Here is an 18,299-nt window from a genome sequence, read left to right as displayed (position 1 = left end):
TTTCAGCTGATAGCTCCATTCTGACTATCAGGCCCTTCCTTCCAAAGCGGCAGCGGCATTTCCTGTCAGGAGTATAGACAACCAAAACGCCACCTCGTTCTCGCCGGGCATCAAAGAGGTGCCCGTTGTACCTTGCGGCCTCTCACCGCTGTCTGGCACTGGTTAAGCGTGTTGCTTCGCGCACAAAAACCAACAGCCAGCAGCTACTAGCTAACAGCTCCAAACCTTGATTTACCTGTTTACCGACGGCTCATCGCGGGGCAACCCCGGGCCAGGCGGCTACGGCGCGCTTCTGCGCTTTGGCGCCCACGAGAAGGAACTCAGCGAGGGCTTCCGCCTGACCACCAACAACCGCATGGAGCTGCTGGCCGTGATTGTGGGCCTGGAGGCCGTCAACCGCCCCGAACTGCCCATCATGGTCGTCACCGATTCGCGCTACGTGGTGGACTCGGTGGAGAAGAAATGGGTGTTCGGCTGGGCCAACAAGGCCGATTTTGGTAAGAAAGCCAACGAGGATTTATGGCGGCGCTTCATCAAAATATACAAGCAGCGCACGGTGCAGTTCCGCTGGGTGCGGGGCCACAACGGCCACCCCGAAAACGAGCGGTGCGACCAGCTGGCCGTGCGCAGCGCCACCCGCGGCCCCCTGCTGATTGACGCCGGCTACGAGGCCCTGGCGTAGTGGTTAGTGAAGAATGGCTAACTCCTACTTCCAGTTCAAGCAGTTCCGCATCGAGCAAGGAGCCTGCGCCATGAAGGTATGCACCGACGCCTGTGTGCTGGGCGCGGTGACGGCCGTAGCAGGTGCGGCGCGGATACTCGACATTGGCACCGGCACCGGCCTGCTGGCCCTGATGGCGGCCCAGCGCAACCCTACGGCCAGCATCGAAGCTGTGGAGCTGGATGATTCTGCAGCGGCGCAGGCAGCGGCCAATTTTACAGCCAGCCCCTGGGCCGCCCGGCTACGGCTGCACGCACGGCCGCTGGCGCAGCTGGCCGCCGCTCGGCCCCAGCCTTTCGACCACATCATCTGTAACCCGCCCTTCTTCCGCCACGCCCTCCGCTCGCCCGATGCCCGGCGCACCACCGCCCGCCACGCCGACGACGACACGCTGAGCTTCGGCGAGCTGGCCTGCTTCGCCGCCGACTTCCTAACGCCCACCGGCCGCCTCACGGTGCTGCTGCCGCCCCCCGAAATGCAGGAGTTCGAGCGCGAGGCCGCTGCCGCGGGCCTGTTTCCGGCAACGCGGCTGGTACTCCGCCACCGCGCCACCAGCAAGCCGCTACGCCACATCGTGGCGTTCAGCCGACAGCCGGTTCTGGCCACGGAACAGGAACTACCCCTGCACGAGCCGGACTCGGAAGCCTATACCGCTTGGTTTCAGGAGCGACTGGGGCCGTTTTATCTGGCGTTGTAGCTCGGTTGTATTAGCTGCGGTGCCACAGTTTTTTGGCGTAGCACCACAGCCACACCGCCTACTCAGGATAGCGGCAGCAGGGTGGTTAGCACCTGCAGTTTTTGCTGGTGAAGCTGGCCGAGCAGGTCGGTAGGCAGCCGCGCGAAGTCGGTGGCGGGGTAGTGACGGAGTACCCGACCCTCGGCGAGCACCGTAATTTCGTCGCACAATTCTGTGAGGGAGCCTAGCAGGTGCGAGGTAAGCAGGATGCCGGTGCCCTGCTGGCGCAGGCGGCGCAGCACTTCCATCAGCAGCAAGTTGGCACTTAGGTCGAGGCCGTTAAAGGGCTCGTCGAGCACGAGGTAGCGGAAGTCCTGCACCAGCAGCGCCAGCAGGGCCAGCTTCTTCTTCATGCCGGCCGAGTAGTCTTCGGCGTACTGATCGAGGGGTAACTCCAGCAGCTCGTTCCAGGCCGCGAGGCTGGGCACCGGCCGGCCGCGGGCCTGCAGGCAGAACTCCACGTATTCGCGGCCGGTAATGCGCGGGTAGAAATACGGCTCGTAAGGCAGCAGACCGGTACACCCACGAATACTCCGGCCGTCGGTTTCGCGCACCGTGCCGCGGTAGTCGGCGTGCAGGCCGTAGAGACAGTGCAGCAACGTGGTTTTGCCCGCCCCGTTGGTCCCCACCAGCCCGTGCAGCGTACCCGGCCGCAACGCCAAGTCCACATGATGCAGCACCTTTTTGGAGCCAAAATCCTTACCCAAGCCTTCGATTAACAGCATATTTTTAGTTGCCAGTTATCAATTGAAGCTGTTTAGAAATTATAAATAATAGAACGTGATGCTGAGTGCAGCCGATTCATCTCTATCGTTTCGTAGCGGTCGTTCAACGAAGCAGTAGAGATGCTTCGGCTGCACTCAGCATCACGTTCTATTGACTTTTTAAACAGCTTCATTATCAGAACGTCATTCTTCGCTACGCTCTGAATGACGTTCTGCCAACTGAATTCACGCTTCCCTGTACTGCTCCAATCGGCTCCGGCTTTTCAGCAGCAAACCCAGAAAGCAGGACAGCAGCAGCACTAAGTAGGCCGGATTGCTGCCCAGAACCGACAGCCCTACCACTACTGCTCCAGCCTGAGTAAGACGGCCCAGCGTGGCGTGCGGGTAAAACGCATATTTGGCCAGCACAACCATCGTCAGGACGACGGCGCACCAGCCTAGCACCAGCGCCGTGCCACCCGCCCCAGCCGGGCCCAGGGCCAGCACCGCCGCCAGCGGGGCCACCGAGAGGCCGAAATATAACAGCCCCCACCCCACCCGCTGCCGTAGCCAAGCGCCCGGCGTCCGCAAGGCCGGCAGCAGCCAGCTCCAGGGCTCGGCCGACCGTACGTTTCCAGCGTGAGCAGCAGCCAGGCCAGCACCGCCAGGGCCGGACCGGTGCCGCCAGCGCGGGTGGCTATGGCCGCGCCTAGCAGCGCCAGCCACGCCAGCCCCAGCACCGCCGGCGGCCCACGCCCACCCACTCAAAGCAACGCTCCGAAACCACGTCGGCTGCCGTGCCCGGCTCGCGGGGGCGGCGGCGGCCGGCACCAACGCAGATGCAGCCGCGCCGGCCACTGTTAGCAAAGCTGGCACAGTGCGGCCCCAGCCCAGCAACACCAGCGCCACCGGCAGGCTGCCCAAAGCGTATTCCACTACCAGCCAATCTCGAAATCTGGGTGCAGCGAGGTGCAGAAAAGTCAGATCGGCGCGGCGGCGGTGCAGGCTGAACACGAACAGCACTACCACCAGCGGCACGGCCCACACCAGCGTGGGGTGCGTAGCCGCCGTGACCAGCGCCCGGGCCGTCGCCAGCCCCAGCAGCGTCCCTAGTACCAGCAGCCGCCACCACCCCAGCTCGTGCAGCTGCCGGCCCAATAACAGGGCCCGCAGGCGCAGGTAGTTTTGCATAGAAAGTTGGTTTGTCAGGGTGCTATAACTGCAGAGTTGACCGCTTATTGCGGCCCGCCTAGCACTCCTTGCTCCTCTTCCACGAAGACGACACCGTAATCCGCGGCCAGCTCGTCCAGGATTGGCTCGTAGAGTTCGGGCAAAGTTGGGATGACAACGCCCCGCTGCCGGAGCTGCCCGGTGGCCAGCCGGCGCACGGCCATGCCCAGCGGCAGGCCCACGGTTTTGGCCATGGCCGTGTGCGTAGCATCGTCGCCCAGTACTGCTACCGACGAAGTACGGCCGTGGCGCTGCCCGTCGAGCTCGTACTCGAACTGATGCTGCATCACAATCATGTCGCGGTCGGTGGGCGCCAGGGCCCACTTTTCGGTGAGCAGCTTTTCGAGCAGCTGGGCCGGCGTGGCATCGGCTTGGCCCACCGGCACATCATCAAACAGCCCCAGCCAGCCCAATTGCTGCATTTCTACCGATTCAGGGGACAAGTTCAGGTGCGTCGCGACGCGGGCGGCCAAGGGCTGGCCGGCGGTGGTCGGCAGCGGCAGATAGGCAGCTACCAGCTCGGCCCAGGTCAGGCTGGCGGGGTTGCCCAGCTGCACGGCATCATCGGTGAGGCCCAGGCGCACCAGCTGCTGCCAGGCGGCGCAGTAGCCCGGCCGGCGCAACGTGCCGCGCAACATGGTGCGCACGTGCTCCAGCGCGTAGGGGGCGCGGTAGCTGAGCGAGTCGCGGTTGGCGTAGCCCTCGAACTCGCCGAACCCGGGCACGGCCACTGTTTCGAGGCGCGTGAACAGCTGCTGGTATGGAATGAAACGCAGCCGGCCCTGCTCCAGGTATTTGGCCGTGCCCTGGCCCGCCAGCACCACGTTGCGTGGGTTCCAGGTAAACTTGTAGCGCCACGGGTTGCCCGCCTCGGCCTCGGGCGCCAGAAGGCCTCCGCAGTACGATTTGAACGAGGTGACCCGGCCGCCCTGCGCCCGGATTTCGGCCAGCACGCGCATGGCCGACATGTGGTCGAGGCCGGGGTCGAGGCCGCACTCCATGAGCAGCGTGGCGCCCGCCGCTTCGGCTGCCGGCCCCATCGCCCGGATTTCGTCGCTTACGTAGCTGGCCGTGGCCAGGTGCCGCCGGTGCCGCACGCAGGCCCGCGCTACCGGAGCATGAAACAAAGCCGGCAGCATCGATACGACCACGTCGGCTTCGGCTACGAGCTCTTCCAGCCGGTTTTCATCGTGTACATCGAACGGTACGGCCCAGGCATAGTCGGTGTGGGCGGCCAGCACCGGCGCTAGGTGCGCCGGCTGCACGTCGGCTACGGTCAGCTGCCAACCTTCGGCGGGAGCATGGTGCAGCAGATATTTAATAAGCGAAGAAGCCGAACGGCCGGCTCCCAGCAGCAGAATACGCGACATAAGTGGGTGAGTGGGTGGGGCGGCAAGATAGGGAAACAGGCATTGAGTGAGTTGGTAAACACTCACCACCCCATTTATCCGCCATTCTCGCAAAAAACCGTACATTCGTCGCCCCTTTTCACTTTGCCGGAGCCGCTTGCGGCACCCGCTCCTTTGCCCCGCATGGCCCACACCCTTACCCTGACTATTACGGCCGACATACTGGCTTCCGAAGCCGAACTGACGTCGGCCGAAACGGCCACCTGGCAGGCTGCCCAGGCTGCCACGGCCACGTCTCACTCCCCTTACTCCCACTTCCAGGTAGGCGCGGCCCTGCTGCTCGATGATGGTACTATATTCGGGGGTTCCAACCAGGAAAATGCCGCCTACCCCTCGGGCCTGTGCGCCGAGCGTACGGCGCTATTCGGGCTGGCCGTTTCGCAGCCTCAGCGCCGCATTGTAGGCATGGCGGTAGCGGCCCGCCCTGCTGGTGGCGACTTTGGGCCTGCCAACCCCTGTGGAGCCTGCCGGCAGGTAATGGCCGAGTACGAGCAGCGCCAGGAGCAGTCCATTCCGCTGTTGCTGCCCGGCCCCGATGGCAGTATCTACCGTTTCCCCTCCCTCTCTGCCCTGCTTCCCTTCGGCTTCAACGCCGACGACCTGCCAAAGGCCAAATAGGCCATTGGAGGGTTGCTTTTTCAGGCAAAATGATGGTCACAAAAGCGCTGACGGCGTTATCTGCAGCCCGAGTGCGACTATAGTGGCTGCGTCATCAGGCTGCCCGGGCATCAACTTACCGTTTCGCTACCTCCTCGTTTTATGGAACACTCGCTTACGGTTGCGCGCACGGCCCGCTATCAGCAGCTGGGCGAGTTGTCGGCGGCTACGCGGCGGGTGTGGTTTGTGGCGCATGGCTACGGGCAGCTGGCGGCCTATTTTGTGCGGCATTTCGCCCCCTTGGTGGCCGCCGACCCGCACTTGGTCATTATCGCGCCCGAGGGCTTGTCGCGTTTTTACCTCAACGGCACTGGCGGCCGGGTAGGTGCCACCTGGATGACCAAAGAAAACCGGCTGGCCGAAATTGACGACTATATAGCCTATCTTAATCAGCTGGCAGCCACCGTTCTGCCCCAGGCAGCGCCCGATGCGGCCGTTACGGTGCTGGGCTTCTCGCAGGGGGCAGCTACCATCAGTCGCTGGCTAACCCGCGCCGCGTTCCGGCCGGCACAGCTCATCCTCTGGGCCGGTGCCTTCCCACCCGATATGGATTTTTCGGTGGCTACCCGCTTGCTGAAAGGTTTGCCCGTAACGCTCGTCTGTGGTACCGAAGACGAGTTTATCAAAAATGAGGACCTGCAGAAGCAACAGGAGTTTCTGCGCCGGCTGGGCGTGGAGCCAACGTTGATCCGCTTTGCCGGTACGCATACCCTGGACCGGGAAACACTGCTGGAACTGGCAGTTTAAAGCCATTCTTTCGACGCAGCAGGAAGCCGGGGCAGGCCATGGAGTATGACCAATAACTCAACCTGGCGTCCTACTTCGTCAAAAAACGGTTCTACTCCTTTCTGATAACCGTGGCAGCCCCCTGGGCAGCGGGCAGAATCAGAACCTCGGCAATGTTGACGTGGGCCGGGCGCGTCACCATAAAGGCCAACAGGTCAGCTACATCTTCGGCACGCAGGGCCTCGTAGCCCTGGTACACGCCCGCGGCGCGCTGGGTGTCGCCCTTAAAGCGCACCTCCGAAAACTCGGTTTCTACGGCACCCGGGTTCACCTCAGCCACCCGAATGTGGTGGGGCAGCAAGTCGAGGCGCATGCCTTTGGTGAGGGCCGCTACGGCTGCTTTCGAGGCACAGTACACGTTGCCGTTGGCGTAGGTTTCGTGGCCCGCAATAGAGCCGATATTGATGATGTGGCCGGTGTTGCGGCGCGTCATGGCCGGTAGCACGGCCCGACTCACATAAAGCAGCCCCTTCACGTTGCCGTCGAGCATAGCATCCCAGTCGTTCGGGTCGCCCTGCTGAATGGGGGCCAGACCGTGGGCGTTGCCAGCATTATTGATGAGTACGTCCACATCGGCAAATTCGGCGGGTAGGCTGGCCACGGCCGCCTCCACAGCAGCGCGGTTGCGCACGTCAAACGTGAGCAGGTGGGTGGGTACATCGGCCAGTTCGCGAGCCAGTTCCTGCAGCCGCTCCAGCCGCCGCCCCGTTAGCACCAGCTTGAAGCCGGCGCGGCCCAGCGCCACTGCCGTTGCCCGCCCAATACCCGACGAAGCGCCGGTAATAAATGCCGTTTTCATTCTAGAAGGAAGCTAGGAATCAGGAGGCCGGGAGTGAAATAATTGAAGCTATTTAGAAACTCGCTGATACGAATAAGCACGTCATGCTTCGGTTCCGCCCAGCATAACGTTCTCATTCGTATCAACGTCCTACCGCCCCGACCAGATATTAAGGTACAGCGTAACGGTGTTGCTTTTCATGCTCTGAAGGCTACGGCTGTATACATCGTTGCCGGGCACATAGAGGTTTTTCAGGCCGTTGGAAAAGCGCAGCTCGGGCGAGAACTTGAAGAACGGGTAGAACAGATCGAGGCCCACGCCGTACTCGATGGCGAAGTCGGAATCAGCCGCCTGCAACAGGTTCACCTCGGGGTCTTTGCGGCGCCCTCCCATGTTCAGGCTCGGCCTCACGCCCGCAACCAAGTACACACGCGTGTTGCGCCGCCGTTGCGACTTCAACTTAAATAGCAGCGGGAAATCAACCTGCGTACTGCCGATTTCCTGATCCTCGATTTCCTTAGGGTCGTTGGGGTTGCGCTGCGTATCCTGCACATAGCCTTGGTCCTTGAACTCGATGCGGCGAGTCAGGAAGCTTACGCCGGGCGCAAAGGTGAGCGCCCCGTATTCGCCCAGCCGAAGCTCACCCAGAAAGCCTACCGAAAAGCCCGGGCTGATGATCGAGTTAGCCGATACTTTCTCTTGATCAGGATACCCGAAGCCCTGCTCAATCAGGTAGCGCGAGAAGTTAGGCGCCACGTACAGCCCCAGGTGCAGCGGCCGGTCGTCAAAGCCCAGCAGGTTGTCGGTCGTAACCGACTTTACCTGGCCATTACGGCCGATACTGGCCCGGCTACGGCTTGTTTTCTGGGCCGCTACACTTAGCGGCAGCGCCAGCACAGCTGCCGCCAGCAACGTGTAGCGCACTACTTTTGCGCCGTGTAAATGGAGCTGATTCCGAAGGTGAGTGGTTGCCATGCAGGAGAGTTGAAACCGACTTTGCGTAGAATTGCCAGAAAATCCGGGCCGTCCGGGAAGGCCTGCACCGACTCGGGCAGGTAGGTGTAGGCGGCGCGGTCCTTGGAGATAAGCTTGCCAAAAACCGGCAGAATATTCTTGAAATAGAAGTTGTAAGCCTGCTTCATGGGGAAAGCCGTGGGCTTGGAGAATTCCAGTATTACCAGCTTGCCGCCCGGCCGTAGCACCCGGCGCATTTCGATCAGGCCACGCTCCAGGTTGGCAAAGTTGCGCACCCCAAACGAGGCCGTTACCGCATCGAACGAGTTGTCTTCGTAGGGCAGGTTCTCCGAGTCGCCCAGCTCCAGCCGGATGCGGTGGCCTAGGCCCTTGGCCGCCAGCTTGCGGCGGCCCACATCCAGCATCCCTTCCGAAATATCCACGCCCGTTATCTGAGCATCGGGAGTGGCGGCGCGCAGTGTTTCGATGGCGAAATCGGCCGTGCCGGTGGCAATATCGAGGATACGGGCCGGGCGCAGCTGCTTCAACTCATCAACGGCCTTACGGCGCCAATAAATATCGGTGCCCGCACTCAGGAAGTGGTTGAGGAAGTCGTACTTACCCGCAATGCTGTTGAACATCTGGGCAACCTGCGACTTTTTGTCGGCGGCGTCATCTTTATAAGGTACTACAGACATGGCTCTTGGAGCAAGGAACGGCAGAAGGGCGAGCAAAATTGCCTCATTACAACGGCTTTTGCCCCATTATGTTAAAAAAAAGCGGGCCGGGCATATAGCCCGGCCCGCCCGTTTCATTCAGAAAATAGTCGGTTAGTCGTTGTCGGTCTTCACTTTAACCTTGTTGCCTTCCGCGTCTTTGGACTTGGCATCAATGGTACCGTCCTTGGTTACGGTCTTGCTTTTCTCGTCGTCAGGACCCTTGGTTTTCACCTTCACCTTGTCGCTGTCCTCGTCAACCTTGGTTTTCACCTTGGTGCCGTCTTCCAGCTTCACCTTGCTCTTACCGGGCTGCAGCGGTACGGTTGGCGTGGTGCCCATGCCCATGTTGCTACCGGTACCCGTGCCGCCCGAAGGAGCCGGAGCGGGAGCCGGACGGTTCATGTTCGGCATGCCTTCGCCTTCCTTCACAATCACGCGGAAGTCGGTGCGGCGGTTAAGCTGCATGTTCTCCGGCGAATCGTTGGGGGCTACCGGACGACGCTCGCCGTAGCTTACGGTTACCATGCGGGTTTCGGCAATGCCGGCCTTCTTAAGGTAGTTGTAGGCTACGTTCGCACGGTTCTGGCCCAGTACAATGTTGTACTCGTCAGTGTTGCGCGAGTCGGTGTTGCCTTCAATCGAGATGTTGATGCCGGGGTTGGCAGCCAGCAGCGCGCTCACCTTCTTCAACTCCACAATCGACTCGGGCCGCAGCGTGTACTTGTCGGTGTCGAAGTAAATCGGGTTGATGTTGGCCATGTTGGCCGCCGTCGTATCGATGTAGTTGACGTAGAAGTCCTTCTCAACTACGGTCGAGTCGTTGGTCGAAATCGGAACGGCAAACTCCTGGGTTTCGATGTTCTTGCCATCCTTGCTTACGGCCACTTGATACGTCCGGCCCGAAAGCACATTTACCTGGTACTCGCCGGTCAGCGGCTTGCTTACGTCGCGGTAGCTTAGGGCCGTTTTGTCGGCCTGAGTGCCGCTGAACACCAACTCGGCACCAGGAATGGCGCTGCTGTCCTGCATGGCCAGCACGCGGCCCCGAATGGTGGCGTTCTTGATGTAGTTGATGGTGTAGATGTCCTTCTCGCCGTAACCACCAATGCGGTACGACGACAGGTAGGCGTAAGAGGCATCGGGGCTCAGACGGTAGTACGTATCGTCATCGGGCGTGTTGATGGGGTAGCCCATGTTCTCGGGCCGGCCCCACTTGCGGCCAATTGAGTCGTACTCCGACTTGAAGATGTCGTAGCCACCCATGGTGTTATGGCCCCGCGAGGAGAAGTACATTGTCTTGCCGTCGCGGCTCAAATATGGGCTATCATCGTCGTAAGGCGTGTTGATGGCATTACCAATCGTCTTGGCCGGGCCCCAGTCGCCGCCGGGTACGCGCGTCGAGAAGTAAATATCGAGCGTACCGTCTTCCGAGTACTTGGCTGTCGAGAAGTAAATCGTCAGGCCGTCGGGCGTGATATAGGCGTCCGATTCGAAGGCCGGGGTGTTGATGTTCTTGTTCAGCCGCTTGGGTTCGGTCCAGTCGCTACCGCTTTTCTCCGCGTACAGAATGTCGCCATTCTCATCGTTGCGGTACATGAGCAGCTTGGTGTCGTTGTCGAACACCTGAATCGAGGCATCGTGGCCCTTGCCGTTGAGTACGCCGCTCAGCGAGCGGGGCTTATCCCAGTTGTCGTCGTCGATGCGGCGGGCCTCGTAGATGTTCTCATAGTACTGTCCGTCGGCGGCCAGTTTCTTGTTATCCGTCGCTTTGCCGTCGGCATTCACAACAGGAGCAGCGCTCATATTGTCGGAGCGCGAGGTGAAGAGCAGAATTTTATCGTCAGCCGAGATTACGGGGCTATGCTCCGACCACTGTGTGTTGATGGTTGGACCCAGATTCTTCACAAAAATATCCTTGGGGCTGTTGAACTGCACCTTGGCATTCTTGCTGTGCTGAATCAGTTGCGCCAGCTCACGCTTGCGGCTATCTTTGGTTTTGAGCGTCGCGTTATAGGCCTGGAAGTGCGAGATGGCCTCGTCGAAGTTGTAGTTCAGGTGGTCGACCCGGCCTAGCCAGTACTCTACGTCCTTGGCTACGTTCTTCTTTAGACGCTGTGCTTTATAAATATAGTCACTGGCTTTCTCCTTATCAAAGGACATGTAAGCAATACCCGCCCGGAACAGCGCCTGGGCGTTGTTTGGGTCTTTGGCCAGCACCTGCTCATAGTAAGGCAGCGAAGCGCGGTAGTTTTCCTGGCCGAAAAACTTATTGGCCGTTTTCAGTTGCTGACGGGTGCTTTGAGCCAGGGCAGGCTGGGCCATTGCAGTCGTGAGCATGACGGCACACGAGGCTTTTAATAACCTTCTGACTAAGTTGTCCATTGAGGAGGGGTTAGGGAAACGAGGGGGTTGCAAGGGAGAGAGTATCGACCGCCAATTACGCAGAGGTAATTTAGGGGTTGCCTCCTATTACTGAAATTTAACTGCAGAGTTGACAAAGCGGGCAAAAAAAGCGAAACCCAGGCGCTGGAAACCGCCTTTTGCCGCTTTATTTCACTCCGCCAACCAACAGCCTGCCTGTTTAGCGGGCAAAGATAGATATTTTATTATACAGCCTTGGTGCTATCCTATTCCACCGGAATCGGGCAATTAAGGCTTACATACCGCTTCTGTAGGGGAACTTTTACCCCGGTTTCAGAAGCCGACGAATGTGCAAATATAGACCAGCCTTATAAACTACAAGGTTTTTCTTCAAAAAATGATGGGCCTTTCCGGCCCGTCCGGAATATTTACCTTTGTCCTTTCCAATTAATTGCCCCAGATGCTTATTCAGGACGCCAGATTTTTAACGAGTAATTCGCGGGCCGAAGACTGCCCCGCTCCCACGATGCCCGAGTACGCCTTTATTGGCCGCTCCAACGTGGGCAAGTCGTCGCTCATCAATATGCTTACCAACCAGAAAGGGCTGGCCAAAACCTCGTCGCAACCCGGCAAAACCCAGCTTATCAACCACTTTCTGATCAACGAAGCGTGGTACCTGGTCGATTTGCCGGGCTACGGCTATGCCCGTATCAGCAAGGATGCCCGCGCCAAGTGGGCCCGCATGATCAACTTTTACCTGCGCCACCGGCCCAACCTAACCTGCGTGATGGTGCTGCTCGACTCGCGCCATACGCCGCAGGCCGTTGACCTGGAATTTATGGATCAACTCGGAACAGAAGGTGTGCCCTTTGTTATGGTGTTCACCAAGGCCGACAAGCAGTCGTCGTCGCGTACCAGCCAGAATGTGGTGCAGTACCTGGAAAAAATGCAGGAAACCTGGGACGAGCTGCCTCAATACTTTGTTACCTCGGCCGAGGACAAAATGGGCCGCGAAGAGCTGCTGGGCTTTGTTGCCGACACCAACCAGCAGCTAGCGGCCCAGGCCGGGGCCGACGCCTAAGCTGGCCTCGTTCTTGCAGCATGCCGACCAGCCGGAGTCGCGGCAACCCTTTCTTTCTCAACTCAATCTCGTTTCATTTGAAGATGAATAACGCATTTTATCTGCTTGGACTTGGGTGCCTGCTGGCCCTCCCGGCCGCCCCGGCCCTGGCCCAAACGGCCAGCCCTGCCCCCGCTACCGAAGCGGCCCACTCGGGCAAAACCATTCCGGTAGCCGAATACTACGAAGGCGGTCAGGAAGCCATGTATGCCTTTATCAACCAGCAGCTTAAGTACCCTGTAATGGCCCGTCGCAACCGGATTCAGGGTCAGTGTATCGTCAGCTTCACGCTCAACACCGATGGCACGCTCTCGGGCATTAAGCTAGTGAAACAGATTGGCGGCGGCTGCGGTGATGAAGCCCTGCGGCTGGTGCGGCTGCTTAAGTTCACCAAGCCCGACTACGCCGTACTGACCAGTCTGCCCATCACCTTTAAGCTGTAGCCAGCCGCAGGGCCCCGTTCGTGGGCGTTGCGTACCTTCGCCTCTTCAACCACTGCTTTTTTTGCTATGCCCTACGACCTGAAGGAAATTGCCGCCATCAGCGGAATGCCCGGTCTGTACCGCCTCGTTCGCCCTACCCGCGCCGGCGTTATCATCGAAGCCCTCAACGACAAGGGCAGCCGCTCGGTAGCCGCCGCGCAGAACAAGGTGTCGCTGCTCCAGGAAATTTCCATCTATACCCAGGACTACGACCAGACGGTTCCCCTGACAGAGGTATTTGACCGGATTCATCAGCAGCACGGCGCCGAGCTGAGGCTGAGCAGTAAGTCGAACGACCAGGAGCTGGTGTCGTTTATGGAAGGTATCATTCCTGATTACGACCGCGAGCGGGTGTACCTGTCCGACATCAAGAAGCTGGTGCAGTGGTACAACATCGTCAGCCAGCGCCTCGAGTACCAGGCTCCGGCTACCGAGGACGAAGACTCGGAGGAAGCGGCGCCTAAGGCGGCCACTACGGATGAAGCTCAGAAGCCCAAGAAGAAAACCGCTGCCAAGAAACTGGCCGAGCCCGCCGATGGTGAGGCGATGAGCACGGCTGGCATTATTGCCGCCCCCGAGGCCGACACTGCCCCCGGTAACCCTGAGGCCGCCGTGGCCAAGCCCGCCAAGAAAGCTGCCCCCAAGAAAAAGGCCGAGTAAGTCCGGCACCCACAAAAAGCCGCCGGCGGCCCAAGCGGCGCGCGCTTTTTGTGGTGCCGGGGCGCCGTTTATTTTGCCTCGCTCTGCAGTAGCTCGGCAGCCAGAAACTCCTCGGCTTTCTCTACCATTTCGGTTGAGCCGATGAATACCGGGCAGCGCTGGTGCATGTCGGTTGGCTCCAGCTCCAGGGTGCGGCGGCGGCCGTCGCTCGATTTGCCGCCCGCCTGCTCTACAATAAATGCCAGCGGATTGCACTCGTACATGAGGCGCAGCTTGCCGTTGGGCACTTTGCTTGTGCCGGGGTAGATGTAGACGCCGCCCTTGAGCAGGTTGCGGTGGAAATCGGCTACCAGCGAGCCGATGTAGCGGGCCGAATAGCTCTGCTCTTTGCAGTAGGCTACGTAGTTTTTCATCCCCTCAGAAAAGTACTCCGACGTACCCTCGTTTACGGAGTACACTTTGCCCGTAGCAGGAATCTGAATGTTGGGGTGCGAGAGGAATAACTCGCCCAGGCTGGGCTCATACGTAAAGCCGTTCACGCCATTACCGGTCGTGTACACCATCATGGTGCTGGAGCCGTAAATCACGTAGCCGGCTGCTACCTGGTGGGTGCCGGTCTGCATGCAGTCCTGGGCCGTACCCTCGCTGCCAGTGGGCGATACGCGGCGGTAGATGCTGAAAATAGTGCCGATGCTTACGTTCACATCGATGTTGCTCGAACCGTCGAGCGGGTCGATGGCTACCACATACTTACCCTGCGTATTACCGGTCTGGATCATCTCCTCATCCTCTTCCGAGATGATAGTGCAGACCTCGCCCCCGTTGCGCAGGGCGCGGATGAAGCGGATATTGGCAATAACGTCGAGCTTCTGCTGGTCTTCGCCCTGCACGTTGCGGTTGCCGTAAGCGCCGGCAATATCAATAAGGCCCGAGCGGTTGATTTCGCGGTTGACGATTTTAGCGGCCAAGGCAATATCGCGCAGTAGTTGGCTCAGCTCGCCGGTAGCGTAGGGGAAATCCTCCTGCTTGCGCATGATGAAGCGGTCGAGGGTGGTGCCGACGGGCAGGGCGAGCTTGTCGTGATTGTCCATTAGAAGATGTGGGAAGATTAGATTCGGGGGGAAAGTCCAAAAGTAACCAATTCGGGGCGGCCAAAGCGAATCTTCGCTCCGGTATTCACGGTATCGTTTGCAGACGCGGCGAAGGTGAAGCCGCGCCCCGGCCCTACATTTGGGGCCATGCACGACTCAGCGCAACTAAAAATTTACAAATTTGGTGGGGCCTCAGTGAAGGATGCCGCCGCCCTTCGCAACCTGGGCCGCATTGTGACCGAGCACGGCCGGCCAAGCCCGCTGGTGATAGTGGTATCGGCCATGGGCAAAACCACCAACGCCCTGGAGGCCCTGTTGCAGCTGGCGCACGCCGGCCAGCCCTACGCTACCCAGCTGGCCACGCTGCGCGACTTCCATATGGGCGTGGCCACTGAGTTGCAGCTACCCGCCGACGAGCTGTTGCGGGAGCTGTTTACCATGCTTGAAACGCAACTGGCCACCGCCGCTACGGTAGCCACCGCCGACTTCGACCGCCATTACGACCAGGTAGTAAGCTGCGGCGAGCTGCTTTCCACACGCATTGTGGCCGCGTTTCTGGAGGCCCGCTGGCTCGACTGCCGCCCCCTCATCCGCACCGATGAAACCTGGCGCGAAGGCCGCCTCGACTGGGCCGCCACTGAGGCCGCCCTGCGGGCTGCGCTGCCACTGGAAGGGCTGGCCCAGGGCCCGCCGGTAGTTACCCAGGGCTTTGTGGGCGGCACGGCCGGCGGCCTCACCACTACGCTGGGCCGCGAGGGTTCCGACTTCACGGCCGCCATTCTGGCCTACTGCCTGGGCGCGGGGTCGGTCACCATCTGGAAAGATGTGGCCGGCTTGCTCAATGCCGACCCGAAGATCTTCGCCGATACGGTGTGCTATCCTGAAATCAGCTACCAGGAAACTATCGAAATGGCTTATTACGGCGCCTCGGTCATTCACCCCAAAACCATTAAACCACTGGCCGTACGCAGTATTCCACTGCTAGTAAAGTCGTTCCTTGACCCGGCCGCTGAGGGTACGCGCATTCACGACTGCCGCCACGGCCTGTTGGTACCGGCTTTCATCCGCAAAGCCGACCAGTGCCTGATTTCCTTTGAGTCGAAGGGTTTGGATTTTATTTCGGAGGAAAACTTGGAGGTGATTTTCGGGGTGCTGGCGCAGGTGCGGCTAAAAATCCGACTCATGCAGAACTCGGCTATCAGCTTCTCGGTATGCACCGACTTTGTGCCCGCCCGCCTCGAACAGCTGCTGGCGCGGCTGCGCGACCAGTTTACCATCCATTACAATACCGGCCTGGAGCTCTACACCATTAAAAACTACGATACTCCCAGCCTGCAGCGCTTGACGGCCGGCCGCGAGCTGCTGCTGGAGCAGCGCACCCGCCAGACATTTCAGTTCGTGTGCCGGGGCGTTGGGGAAATTCAGGGCTAAAAGAACGTCATTCAGCGCGAAGCGAAGAATCTCGCGTGCCACAGTAAAGTCCTGCAACAACACCTCAATGGTTCACGCGAGATTCTTCGCTTCGCGCCGAATGACGTTCTTTGCTATTCCTATTCTTCCAGCTTTTGCACTACGTATGACTCCCGAATTCATCCTCGTAACGCCTCAGGCGCGGCCCCAGGTGGCCCTGATCCAGCTTAACCGGCCCAAGGAGCTCAACGCCCTCAACCTGCAGCTGATGCAGGAAGTGGCCGCCGCCCTCAAGGAACTCGACCAGAACCCCGAGGTGCGCGTGATTGTGCTGGCAGGCAACGAGCGGGCCTTTGCCGCCGGCGCCGACATCAAGCAGATGGCCGGCCGCACGGCCATCGATATGCTGCTGATTGACCAGTTCAGCATTTGGGACCAGATCCGGCGCACCACCAAGCCGCTGCTGGCCGCCGTGTCGGGCTTTGCATTGGGCGGAGGCTGCGAACTGGCCATGACCTGCGACATGATTGTGGCCTCGGAAACGGCCAAGTTCGGGCAGCCCGAAATCCGCATTGGCACTATGCCCGGCGCGGGCGGCACCCAGCGCCTCACCCGGGCCATTGGCAAGGCCCGGGCCATGGAAATGGTGCTTACCGGCGAGCCTATGGGGGCCGATGAGGCTGCCCGCCACGGCCTCGTGAACCGGGTGGTGCCCGTGGGCCAGTACCTGGAAGAAGCCTTCCGGCTGGCCGCGAGCATCGCCAAAATGTCGCCGATAGCGGCCCGGTTGGCCAAAGAATCGGTAAATCGCGCCTTCGAAACCCATCTCGATGAGGGCCTGCACTTCGAGCGCAAGAACTTCTACATGACCTTCGCTTCCGAAGACCAGAAGGAAGGCATGGCGGCCTTCGTAGAAAAGCGCCCGGCAGAGTTTAAGGGGCGGTAGCAGTGAGTAAGTTGTCATTCCGACGCAGAAGGAATCTGGGGCAATTTGTTGAACAACGGCTTTCAACAGCTTGCCCCAGATTCCTCCTGCGTCGGAATGACAACTTACCGGACTTCATTACCCAAAACGCTCCAAATGAAACATTTTTTCTTTCGCAACGCTTATAGCCTTATCTTTGCGGAGAATCATTCTTACCTGTGCACACGCATCATCCCCATCATCCGGCTCCTACGCCTGAGCAGCTGCAGCAGCAGTTGGCCGACGCCGGCCTGCGCGCTACCCGCCAGCGTCTCCTGATTCTGGAGAGTCTGCTGGTATTGCCGGGCCACCCTACTGCCGAGCAGGTGCATCAGCGGGTAATCGGGCAGTTGTCGTCGGTGTCGCTGGGTACTGTGTACAAGGCGCTCGACTCGTTTGTGGTGGCTGGCCTTACGCGCCGGGTGGCTTCGGCCGAGGGCTCGCGCCGCCGCTACGACGCCGACTGTACGGAGCACCACCATTTGGTTTGCGCCGACACCCGGGAAATCATCGATTACTGCGACCCGCAGCTTGATGAGCTTATCCGGAATTTTTTTGCGGCCAAAGGGCTGCCGGGCTTCCAGCCCCACTCCTTCTCGCTACACGTAACCGGCAGCCGCGTGGCCGACCTGCCCGCTGCCGGTCTGCCTACTGCCGGCCTGACCAAGCAGCCCTCCTGACGGCTGGCGACGACGCTAGTTCTTTTAAACGTTTTTTTTTGATTTGCCGCCCGGCTTCGGGTGGTGGTCAGTTTACGGGCTTACCGGTCCGGTTTATTAGTAGTTCACATTCAACCTTAAGTTTTAAAGCACATGGCAGTTCTTGTTGGTAAACGCGCTCCTTCTTTCAAAGCCACCGCCGTTATTGATGGCGAATTCGAGGAGGATTTCTCCCTCGACCGGTATTTGGGCAAGAAGCACGTTATTTTCTATTTCTACCCCGCCGACTTCACGTTCGTTTGCCCCACCGAAATCATTGCTTTTGAAGACCGTCTGGCTGATTTCGAGGCGAAGGGCGTAGCCATCGTAGGTTGCTCGACCGACACGCACTTCTCGCACTTCGCCTGGCTGCAAACGCCCCGCGACAACGGCGGCATACAGGGTGTAACCTACCCACTGGTAGCCGACGCGACCAAAACCATTGCCTCCAACTACGACGTGCTTGGCGGCCACTACGACTACAACGAAGCGGGCGAAATGACTTTCATCGGCTCGCCTATGGCCTACCGCGGCCTGTTCCTGATTGACAAGGACGGCATTGTGCGCCACCAGGTAGTAAACGACGGGCCGCTGGGCCGTAGCATCGACGAAGCCATGCGCATGGTGGATGCCCTGCAGTACTTCGAGGAGAAAGGCGAGGTGTGCCCCGCCAACTGGGAAGAGGGCAAGGAGGGGATGCAGGCCACCCGCGAGGGCGTAGCCAACTACCTTGGCAAGCAGGCCGCTCACTAAGTTAGAGGGTAGAGGTAAGAGAGGCATTCTGACCTCTCACTTCCTCTATCATGCCACTTCAGCAAG

19 protein-coding genes are annotated in these 18,299 nt (G+C 59.9%); 11 read left to right on the top strand and 8 right to left on the bottom strand.

The annotated features are described in order from the left end of the window. Window positions 1-226: 226 nt before the first annotated feature. Both rnhA and D0N36_RS02355 read left to right on the top strand, forming a co-directional pair. Window positions 227-682, top strand: a complete 456-nt coding sequence (rnhA, locus tag D0N36_RS02360; RefSeq protein ID WP_116939450.1) for a ribonuclease HI — start codon at window positions 227-229, stop codon at window positions 680-682. A 13-nt stretch (window positions 683-695) separates the two neighbouring features. Beyond that, window positions 696-1,418, top strand: coding sequence for a tRNA1(Val) (adenine(37)-N6)-methyltransferase (locus tag D0N36_RS02355; protein ID WP_116939449.1), 723 nt, complete (start codon window positions 696-698; stop codon window positions 1,416-1,418). 62 nt (window positions 1,419-1,480) lie between these two features. Here the strand turns inward: D0N36_RS02355 and D0N36_RS02350 are convergent, their stop codons facing one another. The 3 genes from D0N36_RS02350 to D0N36_RS02340 all read right to left on the bottom strand — a co-directional run bounded on the left by D0N36_RS02350 (window position 1,481) and on the right by D0N36_RS02340 (window position 4,761). Then, window positions 1,481-2,182, bottom strand: coding sequence for an ATP-binding cassette domain-containing protein (locus tag D0N36_RS02350; protein ID WP_116939448.1), 702 nt, complete (start codon window positions 2,180-2,182; stop codon window positions 1,481-1,483). A 225-nt stretch (window positions 2,183-2,407) separates the two neighbouring features. Beyond that, window positions 2,408-3,352: a hypothetical protein gene (locus D0N36_RS02345; RefSeq protein WP_116939447.1), complete on the bottom strand. Its 945-nt coding sequence runs from the start codon at window positions 3,350-3,352 to the stop codon at window positions 2,408-2,410. A 44-nt stretch (window positions 3,353-3,396) separates the two neighbouring features. Continuing rightward, window positions 3,397-4,761, bottom strand: coding sequence for a saccharopine dehydrogenase family protein (locus tag D0N36_RS02340; protein WP_116939446.1), 1,365 nt, complete (start codon window positions 4,759-4,761; stop codon window positions 3,397-3,399). Between the two features lie 162 nt (window positions 4,762-4,923). Here D0N36_RS02340 and cdd point away from each other — a divergent pair, with 162 nt between their 5' ends. Further along, window positions 4,924-5,418 carry a cytidine deaminase gene (gene cdd, locus D0N36_RS02335; protein WP_116939445.1) on the top strand — a complete coding sequence of 165 codons (495 nt, stop codon included), beginning with the start codon at window positions 4,924-4,926 and terminating at the stop codon, window positions 5,416-5,418. A 141-nt stretch (window positions 5,419-5,559) separates the two neighbouring features. Next, entirely contained in the window at window positions 5,560-6,204 is a 645-nt protein-coding gene (locus D0N36_RS02330; protein WP_116939444.1) for an alpha/beta hydrolase, read from the top strand. Between the two features lie 91 nt (window positions 6,205-6,295). On the opposite strand, the gene D0N36_RS02325 is transcribed toward D0N36_RS02330, so the two are convergent. From D0N36_RS02325 to D0N36_RS02310, 4 genes are all read right to left on the bottom strand, one after another. Next, complete coding sequence (locus D0N36_RS02325; protein WP_116939443.1) at window positions 6,296-7,042, bottom strand: SDR family NAD(P)-dependent oxidoreductase; 747 nt, start codon at window positions 7,040-7,042, stop codon at window positions 6,296-6,298. Between the two features lie 129 nt (window positions 7,043-7,171). Then, complete coding sequence (porT, locus tag D0N36_RS02320) at window positions 7,172-7,996, bottom strand: type IX secretion/gliding motility protein PorT/SprT (protein ID WP_116939442.1); 825 nt, start codon at window positions 7,994-7,996, stop codon at window positions 7,172-7,174. Further along, the gene (gene ubiE / locus D0N36_RS02315; protein WP_116939441.1) at window positions 7,945-8,673 is read right to left on the bottom strand and encodes a bifunctional demethylmenaquinone methyltransferase/2-methoxy-6-polyprenyl-1,4-benzoquinol methylase UbiE; all 729 of its coding nucleotides are present in this window, start codon (window positions 8,671-8,673) and stop codon (window positions 7,945-7,947) included. Before ubiE ends, porT begins: the two co-directional genes overlap by 52 nt. 132 nt (window positions 8,674-8,805) lie before the next feature. Further along, window positions 8,806-11,031 (bottom strand): OmpA family protein, encoded by a 2,226-nt coding sequence (locus D0N36_RS02310; RefSeq protein WP_242478775.1) that lies wholly within the window; start codon window positions 11,029-11,031, stop codon window positions 8,806-8,808. A 484-nt stretch (window positions 11,032-11,515) separates the two neighbouring features. Between D0N36_RS02310 and yihA the strand changes: the two genes are divergently transcribed. The 3 genes from yihA to D0N36_RS02295 all read left to right on the top strand — a co-directional run bounded on the left by yihA (window position 11,516) and on the right by D0N36_RS02295 (window position 13,317). Then, window positions 11,516-12,136: a ribosome biogenesis GTP-binding protein YihA/YsxC gene (gene yihA, locus D0N36_RS02305; protein ID WP_116939439.1), complete on the top strand. Its 621-nt coding sequence runs from the start codon at window positions 11,516-11,518 to the stop codon at window positions 12,134-12,136. Between the two features lie 83 nt (window positions 12,137-12,219). Continuing rightward, window positions 12,220-12,618, top strand: a complete 399-nt coding sequence (locus tag D0N36_RS02300; protein ID WP_116939438.1) for an energy transducer TonB — start codon at window positions 12,220-12,222, stop codon at window positions 12,616-12,618. A 66-nt stretch (window positions 12,619-12,684) separates the two neighbouring features. Then, the gene (locus D0N36_RS02295) at window positions 12,685-13,317 is read left to right on the top strand and encodes a DUF5606 family protein (protein WP_116939437.1); all 633 of its coding nucleotides are present in this window, start codon (window positions 12,685-12,687) and stop codon (window positions 13,315-13,317) included. A gap of 68 nt (window positions 13,318-13,385) precedes the next feature. Here D0N36_RS02295 and fbp read toward each other — a convergent pair whose 3' ends face one another. Further along, complete coding sequence (gene fbp / locus D0N36_RS02290; RefSeq protein WP_116939436.1) at window positions 13,386-14,408, bottom strand: class 1 fructose-bisphosphatase; 1,023 nt, start codon at window positions 14,406-14,408, stop codon at window positions 13,386-13,388. Between the two features lie 147 nt (window positions 14,409-14,555). On the opposite strand from fbp, the gene D0N36_RS02285 reads away from it, so the two are divergent. The 4 genes from D0N36_RS02285 to D0N36_RS02270 all read left to right on the top strand — a co-directional run bounded on the left by D0N36_RS02285 (window position 14,556) and on the right by D0N36_RS02270 (window position 18,233). Then, a complete protein-coding gene (locus D0N36_RS02285) occupies window positions 14,556-15,839 on the top strand; it encodes an aspartate kinase (protein ID WP_116939435.1) in 1,284 nt (427 codons plus the stop codon). Between the two features lie 145 nt (window positions 15,840-15,984). After that, complete coding sequence (locus D0N36_RS02280; protein ID WP_116939434.1) at window positions 15,985-16,764, top strand: enoyl-CoA hydratase-related protein; 780 nt, start codon at window positions 15,985-15,987, stop codon at window positions 16,762-16,764. A 197-nt stretch (window positions 16,765-16,961) separates the two neighbouring features. Continuing rightward, window positions 16,962-17,462 (top strand): Fur family transcriptional regulator, encoded by a 501-nt coding sequence (locus D0N36_RS02275; RefSeq protein ID WP_116939433.1) that lies wholly within the window; start codon window positions 16,962-16,964, stop codon window positions 17,460-17,462. Between the two features lie 132 nt (window positions 17,463-17,594). Beyond that, the gene (locus D0N36_RS02270) at window positions 17,595-18,233 is read left to right on the top strand and encodes a peroxiredoxin (protein ID WP_116939432.1); all 639 of its coding nucleotides are present in this window, start codon (window positions 17,595-17,597) and stop codon (window positions 18,231-18,233) included. Window positions 18,234-18,299: the final 66 nt, after the last annotated feature.

The organism is Hymenobacter lapidiphilus, assembly GCF_003417065.2.
Classification (GTDB): domain Bacteria; phylum Bacteroidota; class Bacteroidia; order Cytophagales; family Hymenobacteraceae; genus Hymenobacter.
Note: the sequence above shows the minus strand (reverse complement) of the source record. Positions and strands in the feature narration are given on the sequence as shown.

Excerpts from the sequence above, each read along its gene's own strand:
- ubiE (WP_116939441.1), bottom strand. The coding sequence starts at position 8,673 with ATGTCTGTAGTACCTTATAAAGATGACGCCGCCGACAAAAAGTCGCAG.
- D0N36_RS02300 (WP_116939438.1), top strand. The coding sequence starts at position 12,220 with ATGAATAACGCATTTTATCTGCTTGGACTTGGGTGCCTGCTGGCCCTC.
- yihA (WP_116939439.1), top strand. The coding sequence starts at position 11,516 with ATGCTTATTCAGGACGCCAGATTTTTAACGAGTAATTCGCGGGCCGAA.
- D0N36_RS02285 (WP_116939435.1), top strand. The coding sequence starts at position 14,556 with ATGCACGACTCAGCGCAACTAAAAATTTACAAATTTGGTGGGGCCTCA.
- D0N36_RS02295 (WP_116939437.1), top strand. The coding sequence starts at position 12,685 with ATGCCCTACGACCTGAAGGAAATTGCCGCCATCAGCGGAATGCCCGGT.
- D0N36_RS02325 (WP_116939443.1), bottom strand. The coding sequence starts at position 7,042 with ATGAAAACGGCATTTATTACCGGCGCTTCGTCGGGTATTGGGCGGGCA.
- fbp (WP_116939436.1), bottom strand. The coding sequence starts at position 14,408 with ATGGACAATCACGACAAGCTCGCCCTGCCCGTCGGCACCACCCTCGAC.
- cdd (WP_116939445.1), top strand. The coding sequence starts at position 4,924 with ATGGCCCACACCCTTACCCTGACTATTACGGCCGACATACTGGCTTCC.
- porT (WP_116939442.1), bottom strand. The coding sequence starts at position 7,996 with ATGGCAACCACTCACCTTCGGAATCAGCTCCATTTACACGGCGCAAAA.
- D0N36_RS02270 (WP_116939432.1), top strand. The coding sequence starts at position 17,595 with ATGGCAGTTCTTGTTGGTAAACGCGCTCCTTCTTTCAAAGCCACCGCC.
- D0N36_RS02340 (WP_116939446.1), bottom strand. The coding sequence starts at position 4,761 with ATGTCGCGTATTCTGCTGCTGGGAGCCGGCCGTTCGGCTTCTTCGCTT.
- D0N36_RS02280 (WP_116939434.1), top strand. The coding sequence starts at position 15,985 with ATGACTCCCGAATTCATCCTCGTAACGCCTCAGGCGCGGCCCCAGGTG.
- D0N36_RS02345 (WP_116939447.1), bottom strand. The coding sequence starts at position 3,352 with ATGCAAAACTACCTGCGCCTGCGGGCCCTGTTATTGGGCCGGCAGCTG.
- D0N36_RS02330 (WP_116939444.1), top strand. The coding sequence starts at position 5,560 with ATGGAACACTCGCTTACGGTTGCGCGCACGGCCCGCTATCAGCAGCTG.
- D0N36_RS02310 (WP_242478775.1), bottom strand. The coding sequence starts at position 11,031 with ATGCTCACGACTGCAATGGCCCAGCCTGCCCTGGCTCAAAGCACCCGT.
- D0N36_RS02355 (WP_116939449.1), top strand. The coding sequence starts at position 696 with ATGGCTAACTCCTACTTCCAGTTCAAGCAGTTCCGCATCGAGCAAGGA.
- D0N36_RS02350 (WP_116939448.1), bottom strand. The coding sequence starts at position 2,182 with ATGCTGTTAATCGAAGGCTTGGGTAAGGATTTTGGCTCCAAAAAGGTG.